This is a genomic window from Weissella sp. ESL1139, assembly GCF_058506735.1.
In genome coordinates this window covers 743,687-766,151 of the sequence record NZ_CP196375.1, presented here as the reverse complement: position 1 = coordinate 766,151, position 22,465 = coordinate 743,687, and the positions used below count along the sequence as shown (strand labels likewise).

26 protein-coding genes and 1 pseudogene are annotated in these 22,465 nt (G+C 37.7%); 7 read left to right on the top strand and 20 right to left on the bottom strand.

Going from position 1 to position 22,465, the window contains the following annotated elements:
- Entirely contained in the window at positions 1 to 1,371 is a 1,371-nt protein-coding gene (locus ACSYSF_RS03590; protein WP_489868517.1) for an SLC45 family MFS transporter, read from the bottom strand.
- 197 nt (positions 1,372 to 1,568) lie between these two features.
- Between ACSYSF_RS03590 and ACSYSF_RS03585 the strand changes: the two genes are divergently transcribed.
- Together ACSYSF_RS03585 and ACSYSF_RS03580 are read left to right on the top strand one after the other, a co-directional pair.
- The gene (locus ACSYSF_RS03585) at positions 1,569 to 2,603 is read left to right on the top strand and encodes a LacI family DNA-binding transcriptional regulator (protein WP_489868516.1); all 1,035 of its coding nucleotides are present in this window, start codon (positions 1,569 to 1,571) and stop codon (positions 2,601 to 2,603) included.
- Between the two features lie 8 nt (positions 2,604 to 2,611).
- Entirely contained in the window at positions 2,612 to 3,805 is a 1,194-nt protein-coding gene (locus ACSYSF_RS03580) for an MFS transporter (RefSeq protein WP_489868515.1), read from the top strand.
- A 538-nt stretch (positions 3,806 to 4,343) separates the two neighbouring features.
- Here ACSYSF_RS03580 and ACSYSF_RS03575 read toward each other — a convergent pair.
- The 4 genes from ACSYSF_RS03575 to ACSYSF_RS03560 all read right to left on the bottom strand — a co-directional run bounded on the left by ACSYSF_RS03575 (position 4,344) and on the right by ACSYSF_RS03560 (position 7,300).
- Positions 4,344 to 5,444, bottom strand: coding sequence for an IS30 family transposase (locus tag ACSYSF_RS03575; protein WP_277362124.1), 1,101 nt, complete (start codon positions 5,442 to 5,444; stop codon positions 4,344 to 4,346).
- Between the two features lie 252 nt (positions 5,445 to 5,696).
- A complete protein-coding gene (locus tag ACSYSF_RS03570) occupies positions 5,697 to 6,620 on the bottom strand; it encodes an IS3 family transposase (RefSeq protein WP_489868514.1) in 924 nt (307 codons plus the stop codon).
- A complete protein-coding gene (locus ACSYSF_RS03565) occupies positions 6,620 to 6,937 on the bottom strand; it encodes a helix-turn-helix domain-containing protein (protein WP_489868513.1) in 318 nt (105 codons plus the stop codon). The genes ACSYSF_RS03570 and ACSYSF_RS03565 overlap by 1 nt, the downstream gene beginning before the upstream one ends.
- A gap of 63 nt (positions 6,938 to 7,000) precedes the next feature.
- Entirely contained in the window at positions 7,001 to 7,300 is a 300-nt protein-coding gene (locus tag ACSYSF_RS03560) for a hypothetical protein (protein WP_489868512.1), read from the bottom strand.
- Between the two features lie 301 nt (positions 7,301 to 7,601).
- On the opposite strand from ACSYSF_RS03560, the gene ACSYSF_RS03555 reads away from it, so the two are divergent.
- Positions 7,602 to 8,171, top strand: coding sequence for a DapH/DapD/GlmU-related protein (locus tag ACSYSF_RS03555; RefSeq protein WP_489868511.1), 570 nt, complete (start codon positions 7,602 to 7,604; stop codon positions 8,169 to 8,171).
- A gap of 290 nt (positions 8,172 to 8,461) precedes the next feature.
- On the opposite strand, the gene ACSYSF_RS03550 is transcribed toward ACSYSF_RS03555, so the two are convergent.
- Positions 8,462 to 8,857 carry a MerR family transcriptional regulator gene (locus ACSYSF_RS03550; RefSeq protein WP_489868510.1) on the bottom strand — a complete coding sequence of 132 codons (396 nt, stop codon included), beginning with the start codon at positions 8,855 to 8,857 and terminating at the stop codon, positions 8,462 to 8,464.
- A 102-nt stretch (positions 8,858 to 8,959) separates the two neighbouring features.
- Here ACSYSF_RS03550 and ACSYSF_RS03545 point away from each other — a divergent pair, with 102 nt between their 5' ends.
- The 4 genes from ACSYSF_RS03545 to ACSYSF_RS03530 all read left to right on the top strand — a co-directional run bounded on the left by ACSYSF_RS03545 (position 8,960) and on the right by ACSYSF_RS03530 (position 11,469).
- Entirely contained in the window at positions 8,960 to 9,706 is a 747-nt protein-coding gene (locus ACSYSF_RS03545; protein WP_489868509.1) for an SDR family oxidoreductase, read from the top strand.
- 14 nt (positions 9,707 to 9,720) lie between these two features.
- A complete protein-coding gene (locus ACSYSF_RS03540; RefSeq protein ID WP_489868508.1) occupies positions 9,721 to 10,101 on the top strand; it encodes a DUF2255 family protein in 381 nt (126 codons plus the stop codon).
- Between the two features lie 37 nt (positions 10,102 to 10,138).
- Positions 10,139 to 10,648 carry a cyclophilin-like fold protein gene (locus tag ACSYSF_RS03535; RefSeq protein ID WP_489868507.1) on the top strand — a complete coding sequence of 170 codons (510 nt, stop codon included), beginning with the start codon at positions 10,139 to 10,141 and terminating at the stop codon, positions 10,646 to 10,648.
- A gap of 83 nt (positions 10,649 to 10,731) precedes the next feature.
- Positions 10,732 to 11,469 (top strand): SDR family oxidoreductase, encoded by a 738-nt coding sequence (locus tag ACSYSF_RS03530; RefSeq protein ID WP_489868656.1) that lies wholly within the window; start codon positions 10,732 to 10,734, stop codon positions 11,467 to 11,469.
- A gap of 157 nt (positions 11,470 to 11,626) precedes the next feature.
- On the opposite strand, the gene ACSYSF_RS03525 is transcribed toward ACSYSF_RS03530, so the two are convergent.
- From ACSYSF_RS03525 to ACSYSF_RS03460, 14 genes and pseudogenes are all read right to left on the bottom strand, one after another.
- Positions 11,627 to 12,349 (bottom strand): SDR family NAD(P)-dependent oxidoreductase, encoded by a 723-nt coding sequence (locus tag ACSYSF_RS03525; protein WP_489868506.1) that lies wholly within the window; start codon positions 12,347 to 12,349, stop codon positions 11,627 to 11,629.
- Between the two features lie 198 nt (positions 12,350 to 12,547).
- The gene (locus ACSYSF_RS03520) at positions 12,548 to 12,712 is read right to left on the bottom strand and encodes a type II toxin-antitoxin system RelB/DinJ family antitoxin (RefSeq protein ID WP_489868655.1); all 165 of its coding nucleotides are present in this window, start codon (positions 12,710 to 12,712) and stop codon (positions 12,548 to 12,550) included.
- 66 nt (positions 12,713 to 12,778) lie between these two features.
- Positions 12,779 to 14,955: pseudogene (locus ACSYSF_RS03515) on the bottom strand (type IA DNA topoisomerase).
- Positions 14,956 to 15,231 carry a hypothetical protein gene (locus tag ACSYSF_RS03510; RefSeq protein WP_489868505.1) on the bottom strand — a complete coding sequence of 92 codons (276 nt, stop codon included), beginning with the start codon at positions 15,229 to 15,231 and terminating at the stop codon, positions 14,956 to 14,958.
- A 123-nt stretch (positions 15,232 to 15,354) separates the two neighbouring features.
- Complete coding sequence (locus ACSYSF_RS03505; RefSeq protein WP_489868504.1) at positions 15,355 to 17,205, bottom strand: hypothetical protein; 1,851 nt, start codon at positions 17,203 to 17,205, stop codon at positions 15,355 to 15,357.
- A 35-nt stretch (positions 17,206 to 17,240) separates the two neighbouring features.
- Positions 17,241 to 17,612, bottom strand: a complete 372-nt coding sequence (locus ACSYSF_RS03500) for a hypothetical protein (protein ID WP_489868503.1) — start codon at positions 17,610 to 17,612, stop codon at positions 17,241 to 17,243.
- A gap of 189 nt (positions 17,613 to 17,801) precedes the next feature.
- On the bottom strand, positions 17,802 to 18,197 hold the full coding sequence (locus ACSYSF_RS03495; RefSeq protein ID WP_489868502.1) for a hypothetical protein: 396 nt from the start codon (positions 18,195 to 18,197) through the stop codon (positions 17,802 to 17,804).
- 25 nt (positions 18,198 to 18,222) lie between these two features.
- Positions 18,223 to 18,753, bottom strand: a complete 531-nt coding sequence (locus ACSYSF_RS03490) for a hypothetical protein (protein WP_489868501.1) — start codon at positions 18,751 to 18,753, stop codon at positions 18,223 to 18,225.
- A gap of 387 nt (positions 18,754 to 19,140) precedes the next feature.
- Positions 19,141 to 19,314 (bottom strand): hypothetical protein, encoded by a 174-nt coding sequence (locus ACSYSF_RS03485; RefSeq protein ID WP_489868500.1) that lies wholly within the window; start codon positions 19,312 to 19,314, stop codon positions 19,141 to 19,143.
- 5 nt (positions 19,315 to 19,319) lie between these two features.
- Positions 19,320 to 19,700 (bottom strand): hypothetical protein, encoded by a 381-nt coding sequence (locus ACSYSF_RS03480; protein ID WP_489868499.1) that lies wholly within the window; start codon positions 19,698 to 19,700, stop codon positions 19,320 to 19,322.
- A gap of 17 nt (positions 19,701 to 19,717) precedes the next feature.
- Positions 19,718 to 20,317, bottom strand: coding sequence for a hypothetical protein (locus ACSYSF_RS03475; RefSeq protein ID WP_489868498.1), 600 nt, complete (start codon positions 20,315 to 20,317; stop codon positions 19,718 to 19,720).
- Positions 20,289 to 20,876 (bottom strand): hypothetical protein, encoded by a 588-nt coding sequence (locus ACSYSF_RS03470; RefSeq protein WP_489868497.1) that lies wholly within the window; start codon positions 20,874 to 20,876, stop codon positions 20,289 to 20,291. The genes ACSYSF_RS03475 and ACSYSF_RS03470 overlap by 29 nt, the downstream gene beginning before the upstream one ends.
- Before the next feature lie 3 nt (positions 20,877 to 20,879).
- The gene (locus ACSYSF_RS03465) at positions 20,880 to 21,287 is read right to left on the bottom strand and encodes a thioredoxin family protein (RefSeq protein ID WP_147161875.1); all 408 of its coding nucleotides are present in this window, start codon (positions 21,285 to 21,287) and stop codon (positions 20,880 to 20,882) included.
- Positions 21,288 to 21,296: 9 nt separating this feature from the next.
- Positions 21,297 to 22,427, bottom strand: coding sequence for a phage tail tip lysozyme (locus ACSYSF_RS03460; protein ID WP_491737253.1), 1,131 nt, complete (start codon positions 22,425 to 22,427; stop codon positions 21,297 to 21,299).
- Positions 22,428 to 22,465: the final 38 nt, after the last annotated feature.

Below are 22,465 nucleotides of genomic sequence, written 5' to 3'. Positions count from 1 at the left end.
TTAAATATCGTCACGTACCAACCAGATTGCACATCCACCTAGGAAGAAAGCACCTGCGGCAACAATAAACATGTTAGCCATTGAACCACCAACAGCTGGCAAAATCAAGAAACTAACTGATGATGCCACGATTTGTGGGATACAAATAAAGCAGTTGAACAAACCTAACACAATACCATCATGCTTACCATCTAAGTTGTTAGTCAAAATTGTAAATGGAATTGTTGTCAAAGCAATCCAAGCAACTCCGAACAACGCGAAGGCAATAATTGATGTCGTCTTAGTGTGACCAAAGGCAATCATCAAGAAACCAATAGCTCCAAGAATCAAACTTACAGTATATGCAGGACGACGTGTCTTCTTAGTTAGACGAGCAAACAATAGACCAACAAAGATAGCAACAACTGAGTAAACGGCCTGTACGATACCATACCAGTTACCAGCTTCTTGGTAACCAGCAGTTGATGGATCAGTGACATGCCAAATATTCTCGGCTAGAGCACCAGTAGAGTAAGTCCACATATATGGAATAGCGAACCAAACGAAGAATTCAACAATTCCTAGCAACCAGAATACCTTAGGTGCACTACGCAAAACATTTAAGATAGAAGCTTTCTCTTTTTGTTCAGCTTCTGTCATGTTGTGGTACTTAGCCATTTCTTCTGGTGTGTATTCCTTAACGTTCTTAATCGTAAAGAATGCTGACAAAGCCAAAATAATAGCTGAAGCATAGAATGAAATCTTAACTGACATTGGCACTTCACCACGTGGGGCAGTGTTAGCAACACCACAAGCGGTCAAGACGAATGGGAAGACGAAGGCAACCAAACTACCTAAACTACCCCAAACGTTTTGCATGGTCCATAGTGAATTTGATTGCTTCTCATTAGCCATATCAGGAATAATCATCTTAAATGGTTGTTGAGAAACGTTTGAAGCCAAATCCATAAATAGAACGGTAATAGCACCAAACCAAAGCGCTGCCGCTGAACCAAAACCAAATCCTAACGAACCAGCATTTGGCAAAAGCAACATAACAATAAATGAAACTACTGTACCACCAATTAGATAAGGCATACGACGACCTAGCTTAGGCATCCAAGTCTTATCTGAGAAATAACCAACTAGTGGTTGCATAATCATTCCTGCCAAAGGAGGCAAGACGAAGAAGAAACCTAGGTTGTTTGGGTCAGCACCAATAGTTTGGAAGATACGACCCATACTTCCAGTTTGCATTGAAAAGGCGATTTGAGTTCCAAAGTAACCAAATGTCATCATAAACATTTGTACTTTGGTTAAATCAGGTAGCCTATTCTTTTTAGGCTCAGACACATCTGATTGTGCCTGGACATCGTTTTTTAGATCATCCATTAGAAAAACCCCTCATACATATAAAAAATTAAAATTCCAAAACAATTAATGGAAACGTTTACGCATTTTATTGTAAGCGGTTGCATCAAGAATGTCAAATTTTTATTTTTTTATGAAATAAAATACTTTTTAACTACTGCTCACAAGATGGCAGTGTATAATAATGACAGTAGTATTAGTTAATATAGGAGTCGCATATGTCAGTTACTTTAAAAGACATCGCTGAAGCAGCCAACTTATCAGTTGCATCTGTGTCACGTATTCTTACGAACAGAGGGCGCTTTAGCGAAACCACAGCCAAACAAGTTCGCGCCTTAGCACAAGACATGGGCTATTTTAAAAATCAAAGTGCCGCTGACTTATCAAGTAAAAAAAGTCGGGCGGTCGGAGTTGTTGTGCCATTGGTACACACAAACTTCGCGGATGAAATTATAAAAGGATTATATGAAGAAACCGTTGCATCAGGTTATGAACTATTAATTACCTATCTAGATAATGACGAAGACCATCAATATCAAGTATTTAAAACACTGCTATCTCGGCAAATAGGGGCCGTATTTTTGTTATCACTTGATATTCCATCATGGATGATTGAGCGTTTAAGAACTGAAAACATCACGATTATTTCGCTAACTAGTATTCTAAATGAGCATATTTCAGCGGTAACATCACATGAGTATCAAATGATGAACACATTAGTGGATTATTTAATTGCTAAAGGTCATACCAAAATTGCTTTAATTGGAGATACAAAGTTAACGACAACCATTTCCAGTATCCGTCGCCAAAATTTCACTGAATCCATGAAACAACACCAATTGCCTTTAAATAGTCAAAACACTTTTTTCTATGGTAATGATCACAGTTACGAGACTGGTTATAAGAGTGTTACTGAAGGATATGACATTAATAACTTGCCATTTACGGCCGTCATTGCGTCTGCTGACCAAGTTGGCCTTGGTATTATCAATGCTATGCAAGATTCTGGTAAACGTGTGCCACAAGATCTTTCAGTTGTGACATTTGATGGTTTACAACTTACTGAATTTAGTCGACCAAAAATAACAACCATGCGCCAAAATTTCCCCGAAATTGGTCGTATTGCCATGAAAATCTTCCTTGAACATGCCAACGATGAAAATCCTGACAAAAAACGTAAAGTGATTTACGTACCAAGTAAATTAATTGAACAAGATAGTGTACTAGATATTAGTAAACAAGGGGAAGATTAGGAGACTTTATGTATTCAATGTTACTCGCTGTGATATACCTAACTTTTATTAGTTTAGGATTACCAGATTCATTAATTGGATCCGCCTGGCCGGTAATGCATCAAGATTTAAATGTACCTGTTTCTTATGCTGGAATTATTACCATGACTATCTCTATTGGTACAATTATTTCAAGCCTTTCAACAAATTATTTAATTAAAAAGTTTGGAACTAGTGTTGTAACGGCTTTTAGTGTTTTGCTGACAGCTGTAGCTTTATTAGGCTTTTCATTATCAAATTCATTTCTTGCAATTGGTCTACTAGCTTTACCATATGGGCTAGGGGCAGGAGCGGTAGATGCTGGTTTAAACAATTATGTGGCCATCCATTACGCCTCTAAACACATGAATTGGTTACATGCTTTTTGGGGAATTGGTGCCTCTCTTAGTCCTTATGTCATGGGATTTGCCTTAACTAATCAAAATAATTGGCATTTAGGTTATAAGATTATTGGTATTATTCAATTACTAATCACAGTGATTATTGTGATTAGCTTGCCAAAATGGCATGCTGCTGAAAAAAAGACTGCTCAAGAAGATACTGTAATTGATGATCAAACTACAGATACAGCTAATGTCGTTAAAAAACATGTACTCACGATTAAAGGTGTTATACCAGCATTATTAACTTTTATTGCCTATGCTGCAGTTGAACAAACCAGTGGTTTATGGGCAAGTACATATTTCGTATCTTCAAGACACATTGGTGTTGATGTTGCTGCGATGTTTGCATCTTTGTTTTATATTGGTATTACAATTGGGCGCCTAGCTTCAGGTTTTGTTGCCGATCATCTAAATGACAAACAATTGATTAATCTTGGCTTAGTTATTTTACTAGTTGGCGCCATTCTAATTTTTGTACCTTATCAGGCCACAGCTTTGGTGGGACTATTAATCATTGGACTTGGTTGTGCACCAATTTTCCCGTCATTGATTCACGCTACACCAACAAACTTTGGTGAACATAGCTCACAATCAATCATGGGATTACAAATGGCTAGCAGTTATTTGGGAACAACATTTTTGCCGCCATTATTTGGTGTTATCAGCAATCAGTTCTCAACAGATTATTTCCCAATATATATAATGGCTTTCGTCGTTATTATGATCATGACAAGCCATAAGATACCGTACAATAGCTTTAAAAATAAATTTACAGTGTAAAATAAAACGATTATGTCTGTGAGATAAAACAAAACATAATCGTTTTTTGTTTGAAAAAATAATACTGTTATCAAATATATCAAGTCGTTAAATACTTGATATTTAGCTATAAATTAACGAAGGATTAGGGGACTTATAAGGCATAATTAGTGATCAATTGGTGTCCTTAAAAAATCAGTTATTCTAGTTTACATAATATATATTATCAAAAGTTGAACATTGAAGGGTATTGTCAAGTATTTAATGCAACTCAAGTAATTTTGACGCTTTTTTAACGCTTATAAAGTCTGATTTGCTAGTATTCAGCCAGCTTTTTAACAATTTAATGACATTTTACAATTTTTCACGATAAATTTGTGTTTTTTACATTAATTTAGTAATCAGCTTCAATATATCGTACTTAAATTAGCAAAATTAAAAATTATTGCATCTCTTTATATTTTTTAAGCGCACAAAAACCAGCCTCATTATGCTGTTTTTAAAAAATAGCTTTATCAGGCTTTTGCAACAATATTTGTTAAACTACTAAAAACTTATTTCATGCAGTTACTTTCAAGCGCCTTGTTGCCCGTTTAAACAGATAATTTGGGGATTTCTGACTCTTAACAGCATGTGTCAGCGGTTTACTATTAATCTCGTTGATCACTTGGTTAACTTGTTGCTGCGTGACATCACTAAACAAAGTGCCTTTGGGAAAATACCATCGGGCGCGTAAGTTTCGATTAGTCCGCTCATTCGTTGCTCGCTCGTATGGCGCATAAGTATTGGCAACGTATAAATCTCCTAAATAACACAAAATAAACTTCACCACACGACTATTCACAAATTCATGCCCATTATCGCATGTGATTGATTTCACATAGTGACCATACTGATGTTTAAATTGACTAAGCACCCTCACAATTTCCAAAGCACTCTTTGATTTTGCTTTAATGGCTACTTGATAACGTGTTTTACGTTCAACAAAAGTAATTAATAAGGATCCTTGGTGATTTTTACTTTCAACCCCATCCATTTCCCAATGACCAAAAGTACGACGCTGATTAATTGATGTCGGCCGCTCATTGATAGTGCGTCGTTGTCCAATGTACTGACCAACTTCTTCCGGTGTGACCAGCGGTCGAAAAGACCGGTAACGACGTTGATATTTTTTTGCTAACGGTCGTCTGTATTTATTCAATGCCCGGTTTATATTACGACGATACCGTTTCCCTTGCATTGGCAAATCCTGGTTTGATAGCCCTGGAATTTTATTCTGATTGATCCAGGTATAAATCACCGTCGTATTTGAAAATAAACGCCGATGCTTTGCAACCACTTGACCAGGTGTAAAATGATGCTGCTGTATTTCTGTTTGTAAAACTTGTTTTTTATAATTAGTCAATGACGAAGGCCTGCCAGCATGATGTCGCCGATTTTGAGCGCGAAATTGCGCATCGCGAGCACGGTACATAGATTTCAGTAATTTCGTTGGGTAACGTAAATTATCTTTCTTGTTATCTGCAGTACCTCGTCGAATTTCTCGCGTGATTGATGAACGGTTTCTGTTTAATCGTTCAGCTATTCTAATTAATGAATAACCTTCCTTAATCAATAGTTCAATTTTTATTCGTTCTTCATACGAAATGGATTGACTCATAACATTTTACCTACCTTTTAAATCATATTTCTTTAAACTATTTTCATGGTTAATTTCAATTATAATAAGCAATATTACTCCAATTACACTGTTATTAGATGAATTTGAATTGTCGTTACTGGACAAGGTACCACTTAAACAATAAAAATGTTCGTAGAATGCGTTTCTCAACACTCAAATACAGACAAAAAAAGGCCAGCAAAGTTGTACTAGGCCCCGTCAAGTTGACGGTCGAAATAATATAAAATTGAATTAGGCGCTCTTGCCACCGTAAATGGCCATATTCCGGAATTTCTCTGGGGTATGGCCATTTATTGTTTCTGAGCGTCGAATAAGATTAAAGTAATCAATTCCTGCTTTGATTGCTTCAATCGCTTCCTTTAATGTGTAACTGTGCTGCTTATCCCACCATTCCACTTTAAAGTCATTCCAAAACTTCTCCATGATGGCGTTATCATATGGCGTGCCTGGACGAGACATGCTCCGTCGCGCATTATGGTGGCCTAAGTAATTTTTGAAAGAACCTGATGTGTAGGCGGATCCTCGATCCGAATGTACTAAGACATGTTGTGGATTTTCTGTATTTTGATATGCTCGTTCAAACGTTTGTATAGCTGCTTTGGACGTCTCTGTTTCACTGATGTTAAACGAAAGTACATAAGTGTCATATAAATCAATGACGGCTGATAATTTCAATGTGTGTTCCAAGTTATGTCCATAACGTAATTCCGTCATGTCAGTTGCCCATTTTTTATTTGGAGCAGTAGTTCGAAAATTTTGATTCAACACATTGTCTGTAATGTACATTGCATTTGTCTTAATGCGATTGTGTTTCTTCTTGCGAATATCCGCACGGATACCAGCGATGCGCATTAAGCGACGCACTCGCTTGATGTTTATACGATAAAGGATATTTTCATCGTGATTAAGATACATTGTCATTCGCTTCACACCTAAATTATGATGATGATTGTCGTCAAGTTTCTTAATTTTATACATGAGTACTTCATTTAATTGTTCATTTGCAGTTTCTGAACGATTTAGCCATTTATAATACGCTTGCTTAGAAACTTCGCCAGCTATTGCTAGCTGTTCAATCGTGTAGGTGCTTGAATCTGAGTTATGTAATTCACGCATAGCTTCGTACAACGGAACATTCGTAACTCGATTTACCATTACCTGCCTTTGCTTAGGATTTCTTGTAATTTTTTTGCTAAATCAATTTGGATACGTTGTGCTTTTAACTCGGCTTTCAACTGTTTATTCTCAAGCCTAAGCTTTTCATTATCTGACAGTTCATCCTCAGACTTCTTGCGACCACGTCCATCGCGAAGTGATTCAAAGCCACTAGAATCGACTTTCAATACCCATGAACGTACCTGTTGATAACTCACTTGGAATTTTTGAGATGTTTCGATGTAATTACGATTGTGTTCAATTGCGTATGTCGCAATTTCAATACGTTCTTCGAATGTTGTCTTACGTGATGCCATGGGAATTCTCCTTGTTGCTACGCCCAAAGAGCGTAGTTCTTCATTCCCATTATACTTTGAAAGCTAACTTTGTAATTGTGTTTTACTGCGTAGCTTAAATCGTCTAGTTAATCCCCTAAGAGTTCCTTCGCCAGACAAGTATGCTTGCACAACCTCTTGCTTAAACTCACTTGAATATGACTGGTTAAATCTTGATTCACTAAGCCCCTCCAATCCGACTTCATCATACAAGTGCATCCAGTTTTGTATTGATCCTTGACCAATATTGTGCAACTTCGAGAACGCACGTTCAGATGAAGTTGACTCTTGATATAACCAAATGAGGTTGAGCTTTTGTAAGGCTGAAAGTTTTGTTCTTGGCATATAAAAAATCCCCTAGAGATTGACTGGAAGAAATTATATTATTTCTTCCGTCAACCTCTAGGGGACTATAGCAAGTTACTGGCCTTAAATATTTTCGCAAATCAGAGAATTTTTGAAAAAGATGAAACAAACGAAAAAATAAGATGTAGTAGAAACAAATCAATAGGTACCTATTACTAATACCTATCACTCATATTGTAAGAATTTTACGTCAACTTTGCAATTATTTTAAATTACTTGTCCTAAAGTTAAGTTTAGGGTTTAAACTAATCACATAAAAAATAAAAAAGGATGTCTATATATGAAACTAAATGATTTGTTAATTAAAATGAATACAGACAAGCTTATTGTTGGCAATTCCGAAACGCAACGTGCTATGAACGATGTCTCGAATGAAACACGCCGTTTGTGCATGATTTTAAATACTGGTGTTTATACTGATGACGAGATTAGACAACAATTTTCTAATATTACTGGTCAAAAACAGGACGCCACTTTTCAAATGTTTTTGCCATTCACTACTGACTTCGGCAAAAATATTGAAGTTGGCCATAATGTCTTTATAAATTCGGGCTGTCGCTTTCAAGACCAGGGGAAAATTATTATTGGTGATCATTGTTTAATTGGACACAATGTTGTTATTGCAACTATCAACCATGATTTAAATCCGGATGACCGAAGTACGCTACACTTACAAATGGTTGAGTTAAAAAAGAATGCTTGGATTGGTTCAAGTGTTACCATCTTACCAGGAGTTACTATTGGAGAAAACGCCATTGTTGCCGCTGGCTCAATTGTTACCAAAGATGTACCTGATAATGTTGTCGTTGCTGGTAATCCAGCAAAGTTTATGAAGTTAATAGAAAAATAACCACTATAAACCGATGCTGCACACTATACGATCTTTACTAGCTAAATTTACCGTTGATTAACCACACCTTCTCACTGTTTCTGACCACAATAAAATATACGTTTAAACTACCCCATAATTATTCTGTGCATCAAAGTAATTGTGGGGTATTGCTATCACTATATATTTAATTAATTTGAAATTACAGATCGTCAAAGACAGCTTCATGACCTCATTTAAGGCTGATTAATCACACGTAATTAACAACATATTTATTTTTGCGCAGTTGACTATCATACTTGCTTGTTTTTTCATCTTTGTTTAACGTAATCCTCTGTACCATCCTTAACGGCCTGTGCATAATAATGACATTTATAGTCAAGCGTTGCTAAAGTTTCGTTCAATTCTGCCATCCTTGCTTGTACAGTTTTATGTAAGTTCTGAAACATTTGCAAACGCAACTTTAATGTACTATCTCCTGCTTCACACCACTGTATAAATATTTTGATATCCTTAATCGGCATGCCTGATTTTTTAAGACATTCGATAATTTTAATCGTCTCTAAATTTTTCGAAGTAAATTGGCGAATACCTGTAGTACTTTTTTGCAAATTTGGAATTAAGTTTTCTTTATCATAATAGCGTAATGTGGAAATTGAGACATTAAATTCTGCTGCAACTTCTCCAATTGAATATGTTTTTTCCATAATTTTATAACCTCTAACTTTTCCCTTGACCTAAAGTTAGGTTTAGGATTTAAAGTGATTATAGCATAATAATAATGTTATATGAAAGGAAGAATCAATATTATGGCTATTAAAGATAAAGTAGTAATGATTACAGGAGCTTCTTCAGGAATTGGTGCTGCAACTGCTAAAAAATTAGCAAATCAAGGGGCAAAATTAGTCCTAGGTGCACGGCGTGAAGATAAATTACAAGAACTAGTTAAGGATATTCAAGCTAATGGTGGTGAAGCTATTTACCAAATAACTGATGTTACAAAAGAAACTGATAATCAATACCTTGTTAATCGGGCAATTGATAAATTTGGACGAGTTGATGTCATGTTTTTAAACGCTGGCTTAATGCCGAACTCACCACTATCAGCTTTAAAGTCTGATGAATGGCATCAAATGGTTGATGTTAATATCACAGGTGTTTTAAATGGTATACAAGCTATCTTGCCTAAATTTACTGAACAGAAATTTGGACACATCATCACAACATCATCTGTTGCTGGCCTAAAAGCATACCCTGGTGGTGCCGTTTACGGCGCAACCAAGTGGGCGGTTCGTGATCTCATGGAAGTTTTACGAATGGAATCAGCGCAGGAAGGCACAAATATTCGTACAGCCACAATTTATCCAGCTGCCGTTCAATCAGAACTAATTGACAAAATTTCTGATAAACAAACCGCACAAGAATTTAATGCGTTATACGACCAATATGAAATTTCACCTGATCGCGTTGCCAACGTTGTTGCCTTTGCCATCGATCAACCAGAAGATACTAACATTAGTGAATTTACAATTGGACCTACTATTCAGCCATGGTAATGAGGAGATAAAATATGACAAAAGATTGGACAAAAGAACAATTAAACATATTTAGTAAAGCAGATGATTTGCATATTTCACCATTCTACTCAGACGGCGTAACCTATGGTACACCCACTTGGATATGGTCTGTAGTAGTTGATAATAACTTATATGTGCGAGCTTACAATGGACAAAATTCAAGATGGTATCAATCGGCTATGAAACAAACTGCCGGTAGAATTAAATTTGCTGGTCAAACCTTTAAAGTTAATTTTTCGATAGTCAATGACAATGTTGAGCTTGATGAAAAAATCAGCCTAGCTTATCGTGCAAAATATCAAGGAAGTCCTTATTTAAACCATATGTTAAATTCAGGGCCTGTCAGCGCTACGGTTAAAATAGTTCCCAAGTAGATATACATGGCTCTAACCTAGATTAGGAGACGGCTTAATGAATCTAAAAAAATATATCTTATTTATAAGTCTGTTATTACTAGCACTTTTGGTGGCAGTTTTTATCTTTAGTCAAAACGATAAAAAAGATAATATAACTACTTATAATGTTGAAAGATATAAGACAATGAAACCTAAAAAAACCGTACAAGATAAAATTTCGATTAATATTGATGACACGACTTTACATGCCCACCTCTATCAAAATGCTGTTACTGCCGATTTAAAGAAACAACTTCCTTTAGAATTAAAGTACGTTGATTTTAATTCGGCGGAAAAGATGGGCGATTTAGCCCAGACATTAGATACAAAAGGTATGCCTAATGGTGCTGCAGCACGTGGTGGTGATATTGGCTACTGGTCTCCTGATAACCGCATTATTTTTTACTATGAAGATGTCCCAAAATTTTCAGGCATTCATATTATTGGTCATTTCGATAATCGCCAAGAAGCACAAAACTTTTTAAAAACACACAACTCATTTTCAGCAATAATTAAAGCTGAATAAGCATTATTCAAAATAGTAATTAACCTTGCCATTTTGCCAAGGCTATTTTAAACCATTTAAACTAATGAAAAGGAGATATTTTTATTATGACTATCAAAAATAAAGTCATCATTATCACTGGTGCCTCTTCTGGTATTGGTGCTGCAACCGTCAGATTATTGGCTGCCAAACATGCAAAATTGATTATTGGTGCACGACGACTAGACAAACTAAATGCTTTAAAAAATGAATTTCCTAATGAACAAATTATTACACAAAAAGTTGACGTCACAAATTTTTCTGAAGTCAATGCTTTAATTCAAACCGCTCTTGAGCACTTTGGTAAAATTGATGTTTTATTTAATAACGCAGGTATTATGCCTATCAATCCATTAATTAAAGGTGCTCGCAAAGAATGGCAAAATATTTTAAATGTCAATATTATGGGGGTGTTGAATGGTATTGCAGCTGTTTTACCTATCATGGTAAAACAACAAAGTGGTCACATTATTGCTACTGATTCAGTAGCTGGGCATGTTGTCGTACCCAATTTAGCCGTTTACAATGGTTCGAAATTTGCAGTTAGAGCGACTATGGAAGGTTTACGCCAAGAACATCACACTGATAATATTCGAACTTCGCTCATTTCACCAGGATCAGTAGCTACTGAATTATATACATCCTCTACTGATCCTGACACGCAAAAAGCAGAACTAGCAAATGAAAGACAAATTGGTCTTAGTGCACAAAACATTGCAGATGCCATTGCTTTTGCAATTGATTCACCTGCCAACATGGATATCAATGAAATTATGATTCGGCCGATCAAGCAGACCGTTTAATTTTCAAGCTTAATCTCAATTTACCACTTCATATTGTCATCAATTAAAATTGAATTGATTAGTCATAAAATATTTAAAGCATCGCTACAAATTACGGATAAAACAATTTGTAGCGATGCTTTTTGTGATAAATATTGCGTACAATAAATTTTCAATATTAGTCTAATTGAATTCCTGTCATCTTCTCTAATTTTAATAATAACTGACTTTGTAAGATGCTGCTATCAACACGATTATCATAATTGATTAACTTTTTGTGGTAGTAATAGTTACCTGATTGAAGTGCCTGGTTATCTCTTCCTATAGCCAACCAAATTTGCGAAAGATACCCCTCAACTAAATTATCATTTGCCATAGAACCGCCCATTTTAGTAGGCACCCATCCTGGATCTACTGCATTTATCTTGACACTGGGTATATGGTTAGAAAAAAACTTCATAAGCAATAACACTGCCAATTTAGAACCAGAATAATCTACGACTTTCTCCAAGTTATGGATATCTAAATCAGCTCCTTGATGCATGCTTGAGGCTGTGTATATTAACCGATCAGGTTTATTAATGAGGTTCGTTAATATATAAGGAGCCACAATATTGACCATCGTTGTCAAATGACTATCCTTACTAAGGATACCAGCATTATGAATAATAGCATCAAATTTCCCTAAATTATTTATTTGTTTTGCAACAGATATAATATCTTCTTTAATCGAAAAATCCCCGATTACAATCCCAGCTGCTTTTGGTGCTACTTTTATAGTTTCAAGTGCTCGTTTATAATTTCTGGCATGTAATACGACCTCATGTCCTTCATTGATTAAATGTTGAGCTGCTAGTAATCCAATACCCGCAGAAGACCCTGTGATAAAAATTTTTGCCAAAATAAATTTCCTTCCTGTGTATACAATTGTTAAGATTAGGCAAAAAGCTCAAAATATAATTAAAGCCAGCAGATTTGCTGGCTTTAATTATTATTCATAAATCATAAAATTTTAAAAACGTTGTACAAACCATGCAATAGTTATCTATGACTAGTTACCTATCACTTACATTGTGCAAATTTTACGTAATCCCTACAATTAATTTTTAAACAAATGATCAAAAGGTGATTCACCTGTATGCGCAACTTGTGTTAAAAACATTTTGATTGCTGACTGTGTCGTTAGTCCCTGTGTCTTAAAAATGGCATCTGCTTTATCCTTAACATCTTCTTCGACTCTTAATTGAATTAACTTTTCACTCATAACCATAATATAGTTCCCCTTTATGTCTGTATATCAGCGTCATGTTACTGAATATTATACAGCATATTATTGCTTACCAAAATCAAAAGCTAGTTTGCCATTTTTTAACTGCAATTTTGCTTGAAATGACTTGCCCGTTTTCTTTGATTTAAACCCCTTCAACTTAGTGGTCGTCCCTTTCGTTAGTAAAGTTGTGACAATGGTTGGTGTCAGTGTTTTACTACTCCATTTTTTAGGTAACGTAAATTAGCATGATTGTTCAGCTTTATAATTCGTACAGCCGTAAAACTTGCCTTTGTCCATGATTTGTCCTTGCTGACAGACCGGGCATTGCCCTAGATTAGCGGCTGCTTGTTGCTTAGCTTCATAGTCTTTTTGTACGTTAATTTGCTGCTGCATAGTTATTGATTGGCCTAATTGGTCTGGTACTTCGTCAATTAATTTCTGCACAAATTTTTGAATTTGGCCAAGAAAGTTGTTTGGCGTCCGTTGTTGACCAATTTGTTTCAAAGCGGTTTCCCATTTTGCCGTCATAGTTGGGCTTGTTAATAGTGGCTGTAATGAAACAGCTTGACATAAGGTTTGCCCACTTGCCGATACATGTAATTGATTTTTCTCCGTCACTAAATACTGCCGCTTTTTGAGCACTTCCAGAATGTTAGCCCGGGTGGCTTCAGTCCCAATCCCTTCAGCCTCTTTGAAAATAGCTTGTTCGTCGGCATCATCCAATGTTTTACCAGCCGTTTTCATGGCTGTAATTAACGTTCCTTCGGTGAAAGGTATGGGCGCTTTGGTTAGTTTCTTAGCGGCAGCTAACGTCACTTGTACGCGTTGTCCCTGGGTAACTTTGGGCAAAACAGCCGGTTCTTCTGATTCCTTTTTTCTTTCAGTGGTTGTTTTAATAATACCTGCCAGCCTGGATTAGTAAGAACTTTACCCGTGGCTTTAAATAAAGCTTGTCCGACTTGCGTTATAATGACTGTTTCTTGGTACTCATATGGCTGGGCAAACATGCTCAACGTCGTTCGTAGGACCAAATCATAAATTTGTTGTGCCAAAGGCGTGAGCTTTTGTAACTGCGCTGGTGTAGGAACCGTCTTTGTCATAATGATGGCGTGGTGTTCTTGCACCTTAACCCCATTAACATAACGTTTATTGGCGGTCAGATGATCTAAAACAACTTCTTCTGGAATCAATGCTTGGTAAGCCGTCAGGTTATCCAGTAAATAATCAAATTCTTGATCCGTAATATACTGACAATCCGTTCGTGGATAAGTTAATAATTTCGCTTCATACAAGGCTTGCACCGCTTTTAACGTTTCACTGGCACTGACGTGCGTTTGCTTATTCATGGCACTTTGCAAACTCGATAACGAAAACAAACGCGGACTAGCGGTTTGCTTCGCCGTTGTATCCACTCCGGCAACGAAACCGTCCTGTAAGCCCATTTGCGTGCTTTTAGTCGTCATGTAGTCATTTAACTGATTTTGGTTATCAAAGCGCTGATAGGGCTCTAATTTCGCTTGAAATGTTTGCTGTTCAGCTTGGATTTCTGCTTGCAACTCTAAATAAGGTTCAGGTTTAAAATTTTTAATCGCTAAATCACGTTCATAAACCATATAGAGCGTTGGGGTTTGGACACGGCCAATCGAATAAACGCCGTGGACACCTGCTTGCCGTAGTAATAACGTGTATAGCGGACTAGCATTCATACCCACTAGCCAATCGCTAATTTGTCGGGTCTGCGCTTCGTAATAAGCTGGTAAATCACTCGCCCCTGGTTTTAAATGTTGCAAGCCCTCACGGATGGCTGCTTTTTCTAAACTATTAATCCACAAACGCTGATAAGTTTTGTCCTTGGTATAAGCTCCGGCTTGCTTAATAATACTCCAGGCAATGTTACTGCCCTCACGGTCGCTATCTGTGGCGATAATAATGGTATCGGCGGCTTGTAATAGCTTTTTGACAATTTCGAATTGTTTTTGCTTATCTGTCCCAACCACAAAGTGGTATTTTTCCGGTAAAATCGGCAAATTGTCCAACGACCAGTGCTTAAATTTGGCATCGTAATCATCAGGTGGTGCCAATTCAACTAAATGACCAAACCCAAACGTGATGGTCGTATCGGTCGGCAAAATCGGGTCACTGACCTCGTAGTAACCCGATTGTTTAGTATGCTGTTGCAAAGCATCCACATAAGCCCGTGCTTGGCTCGGTTTCTCTGCTAGAATAACCGTGCTCATTTACTTGCCTCGCTTTTCTAATTGTGCTAATTTTGCTTCAAGTCCCGCAAATTCACGATGAACTTCATGGTACTGTTTTTGATCTTTACGACTGGCAACAAAAAAGAAAATACTCATCAGGTAACCCGTACCTAGCATCAAAAAGGCAATATAGTCCTCACCTTGTTTGAAAAGATCAGCTGCAAATAGGCTAGGTGCCACATAGAACATAACCGAATACATATACCCAAAGTAGTAACGACAACGTCTCTTAAATTGTTTTAATTGAAATATCATATACGTCCCCCATTTTTGCTATTAATATTTAGAATTATTTGCTGATAATTCAGCAATCATCATGATCAGGAATCGAACCTCATTCAGTCTAGGACTGACCACCAGGCATGACGTGATTATGTCTCACGGCTGTGAGACGTGCTTCGTTTCTTTTTGCCGATTTTTAAATGGATGTAACCACTTGGCTAACTTAGCTTGGCGGGCTTGTTGTGCCAATTCTTGGTGTTGGGCTAAATCGACTTGATCATTCTGTAAATGATGCTCATATTGTTGATTAACTTCAACCAATTGTTGTTTAACCCGTTCCAAATCTTCTTGAGCCGTTTCCGCACGGAATTGCCACTTAGATGATTCAGCTTGCAGTTGGCCAATTTGGCCTTCCAGGTCCATTTTAACTGATTTCAATTGGTCATGGCGTTTCTCAAGATTAAGCACTTCTGCATTCGCAAATTGAAGACGTTCCTTTTCAGCTTGGGCTTTATCCGAATCCTCACGGATTCCTAAGGCATGTTCATGTTCTTTAATAAAATCTTGGCGGCGCACCTCTAAATCACTCGATAACTGCCGATAAGCTTTCGTCATTAAGTCATTAGCTTCCTTTTGCCCAGCCACAATTTGGTCAATCACTTTGTGGCGCTTAAATTCGGCTTGGTTATAGCGCAATTGTTGCACTTCTTGCTCGATATATTGCTTTTGCGTGGTAATAATTTGGGCAATTTCATGTTGAATAATTTGGTCACGATCACCCGTTAATTTAGCCGTCGTTTTGGCTTTATCAGTGGTTAATTGTTGTTCAAGCTTGGTTAACGTTTGTTCATGACGTTGTTCTTCTTCGGCAACAGCTTGTTGATAATCATTATCTAAAGCTGCTAACGAATTGTCCAAACGATCGCCATAATCTTTCGTATGACGTTGCGTTACCTGTTGTTTAATTGGTGTTTGCCAATCTGTTGTTAGCAGGTCATCAATGGCTTGTGTATCTTCATGCACATCAGCAATGTTTTGCGTCAGTGTCTCACGGTAAGCATCGGCCACCTTATCGGCGGTTTGTTGCATGAAGGCATTTGCTTCTTTAGTTTCGCGTACCATCATCACGTCAACATAATCATCGCTTTCCGGTACCACCGTTTGTTTTTCATCCAACGGTTTCGTTTTGAAAAACGAAGTTTTAACTTGAAAGGCTTGAATAAGTTTGGCAATGGTTAAAGTGCTATCGGCGGTAGCTGCAGCTGGCATTACCGGTTGCGTGGCAACCGAAGCAGCATCTGCGACAGCTGTTGCAGCTTGACTAACCGCACTAGCTGGTTCAGCATCGTTAGCTGCTTGTGATGAAGCTTCTGATAAGGTTGTTTCAGATTGTGGTTGGCTTGATTTAACCGTCTGTTCAGGTTGATCAGTCGTGGGTTCATCACGAACCACTAACCGTTGTGGTAACCGGTTAAAGAGCTCATTATGCTCAACGGCTTCAATATATTCGTCTTCACTGGGCAAGGTCGGTAACTCCTGATCGGTAAAGCCTCCTAGCTCATGACTGGCAGTTAAAAAGGCTGTCAATGCGTCTGTTAATTCTTGATACGTCAAATCGTCGGCCAGACGTACTTGTTCATCGTTCAATACTTGATTGACTGTTTCCACGACAAAATTTTCCATGTCGCCTCTTACCACAGCGTTTTCCCAGGTTAAGCCCGTTTCCACCGTTTTCTTCGGGTTTTTCGGGTCCACCGTTAAAAAGCTGATGTCACCTAACGGCACCACTTCACCGGTAGCAGTCGCCACGTTTTGTTGTATTTTTTCTGTCAGCGTTTTTAACTCATCTAGTTTCAGATTAGGCCAAGTTTGCGTTACTTGACCCGTCTCAGCCAGCAATTGTTTAATCAACGGATTGTCACGATCTAACGTACTTTTAACCACTTGTGCGCAATAATCACCTAAATCAACCGGCGGTTGTCGTTTCTTTGCTTTTAACCAATGCATCCACATGTCCCTCCTTTCAAATTAAATGCAGCCGCTTAAAATGGCCAAGTCCAGTTAAAGCCACCACCGGCACTGGTAACGGTATTAACGATCCAAGTCACCCCAAGACTCAAGCATAAGATACCCACAATACTTGCTAAACCAATCATGATCTTTTTCGTACCAGATGCATGCAGCATTTGATTACCTGATGCCATCATGGCAATCCCTAAAGCAGCCCCAATTGCGCCTAAAACAACGGTTAGCAGAATCAAAAAGGTAATCACTTTACTACCAGTGTTTTTAGCCGTTTCTTCCAAAGCAGCTGCGTGAACTAAAGTGGCTTGACTGCTGACCAATAAAGCTGTCCCAGCACTAAGCGTTGCCGTCACGAATCCGCGTGACCACGGTTTTGTATATGTTGTCATTGTCTGACCTCCAAAAAAATATTGTCACTATCTCTAGTGCAACCCTATCGTAACGAATTTTTTAAGGTCTATGTAAAAGTGAACCATTTCATACAAAAAAAGAACAATCGCTCAACTTGGCAGTGCACAGCACCAAGTGAACGGTTGTTCTTGAAATCTAATGATTATCATCCATCAATTTTTAGCAAATTATTTAGAATAATGATTAAGTATTAACATTAAAATTAAAAAAAATATGATTATACTAGTATTTACCCAATTATTAGAAAATGCCAAACTACAAATAACACCTAATAACATGACATAATATTCTATTTTTAAGTTAGATTTTAATTCTTCATTTTTCTGTTCCAAAACCTTCTCAAATTGAATGCCGCCAGCTGTTTTTTTATAAGCATATATAAAAGCATAGCTGAATTTAATGATGCCCTTTAATAAAATAAGCAACAGCAAAGAGCCGGGTAATAATGCAAACAAAGTTAAAAAATTTGAATCAGAAAACATGATACCTGAATACAAATAATACAGACTTACTATTAATAATAACTGTAAAAACCATGTCTTTCTATTCATTCGATGTTTCATATTAAGTGGCACCCCTTAATGCTTTTTAAAGTATAATTTTGACTGCAACGCCTGCAACGGTGTTAGCAGTTGACCTTTTGACCCCGAGATAATTAACTAGCCCATCAGAAATAGCTTTTGCCCCAGCAGCTTCACCATCTTTAATAGCACCTGACAGTTTCAACATTGTTTTTTCAATATATACTGAAGTTGCTGCTTTACCTGCCATTTTCGCAGCCTGGTTTAACGCAGTTCTAATTAACCATGTTTTTACTCCACGTTGCAGCTTATTTTGATTGTCCATCAACTGTAACGTTTCATTCTTATCTGCAACCGACAAGTGTTTTGTTGCTTCATTAAATGAAACCTTATCTTGTTCACTTAAACGATCATAAATCTGTTGACTTGTTCTACCCGAATAAATGATTTCATCATTCTTATCATTTAATGTAGTAGCACTACCACTAATAGTTTGAGTTGTATCAGCAGAAACAGTCTTGATAGCACTCATCGATGGTAATGTAATAGATCCTACTAATACTGTCGTAGACAGTAATATCATTGATTTAAATCTCATAAAATATCTCCTTTTTAAATATAATTCATATACCTTATGTTTACAACACTAATAAATTTATGACAGCTTTTCAAAAATTTAAATTGTAGAAAAGAACAACCGCTCAACTTGGCAGTGCACGGCACCATGTGAGCGGTTATTCTTGAAATCTAATTACCAAAGTTAGTATAGCACATTAACTCATTGGCACAAACGCTAATTTTACGTATACGATTGCGTATGTTATACCGTATACTTACTTGTATGTTAATGCGTATACGTCTATGATTGGGGCTTCAAAAATGATTGATAACCCTCGTTGTTATTAAAGCGAATAATATGATCATTCATCGTGAATTGATGACTGTGACGTTCGTCAGCCTTAATCATTGCTAATCGTAATTGGACTTAGGTGACGCGTAAATACCGACTAAGTTCAAGCAAACTACTAAAGTATTTGGCATAATCAACAATATAGTGTCCTTGTGCCGACGTTTGCCAGTATTTGTGGCCCAACTCTTGCGCTGCCGGACTGCTTAAATCCCCCTGACCAGCAGCCATAATGTATGGTATCCAATTCATATAACTCACCCCCTTGTTTCTAAAATACTAGTCATCAAGTCAATTTTAACCCGTAATCTGTTAAGTGATAATTGACAGGCAATTAAAGTACCGATTAGCAAAACTATCAAGACAATGAGCAACATTAACACTAATGCCATTTTAATTAATGATGTTGTCCATATTACCAGCACAATCACCAATAATAAGATGAGTCCTAACCAAGTAAAACGATGATTGCCTTGATATTGTCGGTGTCGATACTTGGCAATGATTAAATCTATTTTCAACTCATCCTGACTTAATAATTTATAAGCCTTTTGTAGTCGTACAAGTTGATCACGATGACGAAGGTCCACATTAAGGTAGTATTTAACTAGTTCCCAAAATCCTCTTTTATCAACCATCACGATACTCCTTTTATTTAATCAATGGTTTCAGTACTATCAACTGACATATTGAACACCCCTTGCTGGTCAATTTTAACTAGTTTATCAGTTTTACCATCATACGTAACGTGAAAGACTTTAATGGTATCTTGCCCTTCTTCATCTTCAAAGTTTAATTCTTGCGTTGTATAAACGGTTGCTTCTAGTTGCTGATCGGTAATTTTGGTTGGCACAACTTGATTTTTGACAAAGGTTGACTGTAAACCTAATTGCCGGGTTTTACTGTACTTATCTTCTTTAAATAACCGCAGGTTATCATAAACTGCGGGACTCACCACTTTTTTAGCGGCTTGACGGCGCTGATTATACGCTTTTTGATCATCATAATTAAAGTAAGCACTCATAAACGTATCTAACCGTTCTTCAGTTCGACTATAAAGTGGCCGTTCTCGTTCAAATTTTGATAATTTACGTTGCGTTTGTTGTTGCTTGAGGTGTGCTTGCTGTTCTTGCCGTTCAGTTTGGTGATTAGCACCGTTAAGCATGAAGACACAACCCATCACGATGGCCACAACACTTAACCCGCCAGTAATCAAATAGAACCACTTAGTAGACGGTATCTTTGGCATTTTCACTTGCTTTCACCTCCCCTAACTTGATGCTTTCAACACGCAACTGACCTTGATATTGGTCTAAAGTCAACAGGACAGTAAATTTTGATTTAACATGGCGCGTCTTGGCCTTTTTATCATCCGAAATACCAAAGGCTTCAATCTCAATCTGACCCTCACCGACAATTTCACCATCGGCCATTTTATTAAACTGTAAGTCATGCTGGGTTAATTTCATGCCGCTATTCATACCGGCCATTGCTTGAATCGTCGTATAAGCATCTGCGTTCCCATAAGTCTCATCCTTAGCGCTAATATCCCCTGATTTCGTGGCACGCGCTAAAGCGCGATTCAAAAACGCCACCGCCCGCTTTTGATAAACGACATCATTAACTAACTTTTCTTGTGTTTGTCGTTTCTGTTGGATATTTTTTTGTTGGTGTTTGACTTGTTGGACTTGCTGTTGGGTTGTCTGTTGTTGTTGAGACTGCTTTTGTTCGTAAACAAAGGCCAGACCCGCAAAAATTATGCTTAACCCTAACACTAGTTTCAGTAGCCCTTTCGTAACTTTTTGTTTGTCCATGGCTTACTCCTTCGTGGCTTTAATGACATTAACTAAACGATCCGGATTATTGGCACCTGCATACCGGGCTACTTCCTGACCGGCTTTTAAATGAATGGCAGTGGGCACTTCAATCACATTATATTTTTGATATAAGTTTGAATCTTTGGTATCCACCATCACGTAGTGATCAGCTTGGCCTGCTTGCACGGCTTGATTCACCTGCCGGACCACTTGCTGACAATCCGGGCAACCCGTTTTATGAAAAATTAACACGACGTCATCCTGTGTTTTCTGTTGTTGCTGTAAGATTTGTTGGGGCTGCTTGGTATCATGGTACGTATAATTACGCCAGGTCCAATAACCACCAACGGCAATCGCAATACTCACTAACAAAGCGAGGATGGTAGTTGCATATTGTTTAACTTTCATGTTTAATCCCTACTTTTTATCTTTATCTTGATCAGTTGAAAATGGTCCGGCGGGTACGGTTTGCCCCTTTTCCGGAACTGCTTTACGGGGGATTTTTGATAGATAATCGCCACCACTTACGAGCCCATCTGATTGGGGTGCGAAAGCAGGTTTTTTCTTATTAACCCCAAAGTGCACATGCACACCCGTTGCGAGACCGGTTTGGCCTTGGTGTGAGATATGTTGCCCTTTATGAACGGTATCACCTTTATTCACAACAATTGATTCTTGTGAAGGGGCATGCCCGTAATAGGTATAACTACCATCTTTATTTTTGATAATGACATTGTTACCACCCGTTGCATCAAAGGCTTTAGCATAGACTTTGCCGTCGGCAACAGCATAAACATTGCTGGCATCACCACTTTCCTTGGCGCCCACCGTTTGAAAGTCCACGCCGTAATGCGGACTACCACCGGCACCTTGGTAGTTGGGATAACCACCGGTAATATTGTACTGGCCTTTAATGGGTAACCCAGAACTCGTTCCAGTTGCTGGTGGACAATTATTGGGGTTCAATGTGGCACCACCTTGGGCCGTGTTGGCATCACCGCCGGTGAGGTCGGTTAAACTACCAGAAAAGTCTAACTTAAACACCTGCTTAACCTTTTGCGCTGTCGCTAAGGTTTGTGTTGACTTACGCTGCGGATCCGATGCGGACACGCCTTCAAAATGCACATCCCATGCTTCTAACGAATGCGTTAAGTCGGCATTATGCATATGCGTTAAGGTGGCTGCATGACTTGACTTTAATTCTTTAATTGCTAAATTAACTTGGCTATCAACATTGTCTTGCGTATTTTTATATCGATTACCATTCACACCACCAGCACCCCATTGCCAAATCCCTTTCACTTGTCCACTAGGATTTTCAGCTTTGGGATTAAATTGACTTTCACGTAAACCAATTGCTAATGCTGCGGCAATGTTATCGCCGCTCATATGTAACTCATTTTTAAATTTATCAGCTGCTGCTTGCATGGCTTTGTGGGTTTTGGAATGACTATCTTTCCAATCACCACCAATCCCGGCACCAGCAGAAGTATCGTTATTACTGGGGTAACAAACTTGACTATCATCACTACCGCCACCGGCTAACAAATTAATCACTACCAGAAAAAAAGAATAATAAACCAATT

Excerpts from the sequence above, each read along its gene's own strand:
- ACSYSF_RS03535 (WP_489868507.1), top strand. The coding sequence starts at position 10,139 with ATGAATCTAAAAAAATATATCTTATTTATAAGTCTGTTATTACTAGCA.
- ACSYSF_RS03520 (WP_489868655.1), bottom strand. The coding sequence starts at position 12,712 with ATGAGTGAAAAGTTAATTCAATTAAGAGTCGAAGAAGATGTTAAGGAT.
- ACSYSF_RS03505 (WP_489868504.1), bottom strand. The coding sequence starts at position 17,205 with ATGCATTGGTTAAAAGCAAAGAAACGACAACCGCCGGTTGATTTAGGT.
- ACSYSF_RS03470 (WP_489868497.1), bottom strand. The coding sequence starts at position 20,876 with ATGGACAAACAAAAAGTTACGAAAGGGCTACTGAAACTAGTGTTAGGG.
- ACSYSF_RS03550 (WP_489868510.1), bottom strand. The coding sequence starts at position 8,857 with ATGGAAAAAACATATTCAATTGGAGAAGTTGCAGCAGAATTTAATGTC.
- ACSYSF_RS03565 (WP_489868513.1), bottom strand. The coding sequence starts at position 6,937 with ATGGCATCACGTAAGACAACATTCGAAGAACGTATTGAAATTGCGACA.
- ACSYSF_RS03575 (WP_277362124.1), bottom strand. The coding sequence starts at position 5,444 with ATGAGTCAATCCATTTCGTATGAAGAACGAATAAAAATTGAACTATTG.
- ACSYSF_RS03500 (WP_489868503.1), bottom strand. The coding sequence starts at position 17,612 with ATGACAACATATACAAAACCGTGGTCACGCGGATTCGTGACGGCAACG.
- ACSYSF_RS03570 (WP_489868514.1), bottom strand. The coding sequence starts at position 6,620 with ATGGTAAATCGAGTTACGAATGTTCCGTTGTACGAAGCTATGCGTGAA.
- ACSYSF_RS03480 (WP_489868499.1), bottom strand. The coding sequence starts at position 19,700 with ATGGTTGATAAAAGAGGATTTTGGGAACTAGTTAAATACTACCTTAAT.
- ACSYSF_RS03510 (WP_489868505.1), bottom strand. The coding sequence starts at position 15,231 with ATGATATTTCAATTAAAACAATTTAAGAGACGTTGTCGTTACTACTTT.
- ACSYSF_RS03560 (WP_489868512.1), bottom strand. The coding sequence starts at position 7,300 with ATGCCAAGAACAAAACTTTCAGCCTTACAAAAGCTCAACCTCATTTGG.
- ACSYSF_RS03545 (WP_489868509.1), top strand. The coding sequence starts at position 8,960 with ATGGCTATTAAAGATAAAGTAGTAATGATTACAGGAGCTTCTTCAGGA.
- ACSYSF_RS03540 (WP_489868508.1), top strand. The coding sequence starts at position 9,721 with ATGACAAAAGATTGGACAAAAGAACAATTAAACATATTTAGTAAAGCA.
- ACSYSF_RS03580 (WP_489868515.1), top strand. The coding sequence starts at position 2,612 with ATGTATTCAATGTTACTCGCTGTGATATACCTAACTTTTATTAGTTTA.
- ACSYSF_RS03485 (WP_489868500.1), bottom strand. The coding sequence starts at position 19,314 with ATGAATTGGATACCATACATTATGGCTGCTGGTCAGGGGGATTTAAGC.
- ACSYSF_RS03495 (WP_489868502.1), bottom strand. The coding sequence starts at position 18,197 with ATGAAACATCGAATGAATAGAAAGACATGGTTTTTACAGTTATTATTA.
- ACSYSF_RS03585 (WP_489868516.1), top strand. The coding sequence starts at position 1,569 with ATGTCAGTTACTTTAAAAGACATCGCTGAAGCAGCCAACTTATCAGTT.
- ACSYSF_RS03590 (WP_489868517.1), bottom strand. The coding sequence starts at position 1,371 with ATGGATGATCTAAAAAACGATGTCCAGGCACAATCAGATGTGTCTGAG.
- ACSYSF_RS03490 (WP_489868501.1), bottom strand. The coding sequence starts at position 18,753 with ATGAGATTTAAATCAATGATATTACTGTCTACGACAGTATTAGTAGGA.
- ACSYSF_RS03555 (WP_489868511.1), top strand. The coding sequence starts at position 7,602 with ATGAAACTAAATGATTTGTTAATTAAAATGAATACAGACAAGCTTATT.
- ACSYSF_RS03465 (WP_147161875.1), bottom strand. The coding sequence starts at position 21,287 with ATGAAAGTTAAACAATATGCAACTACCATCCTCGCTTTGTTAGTGAGT.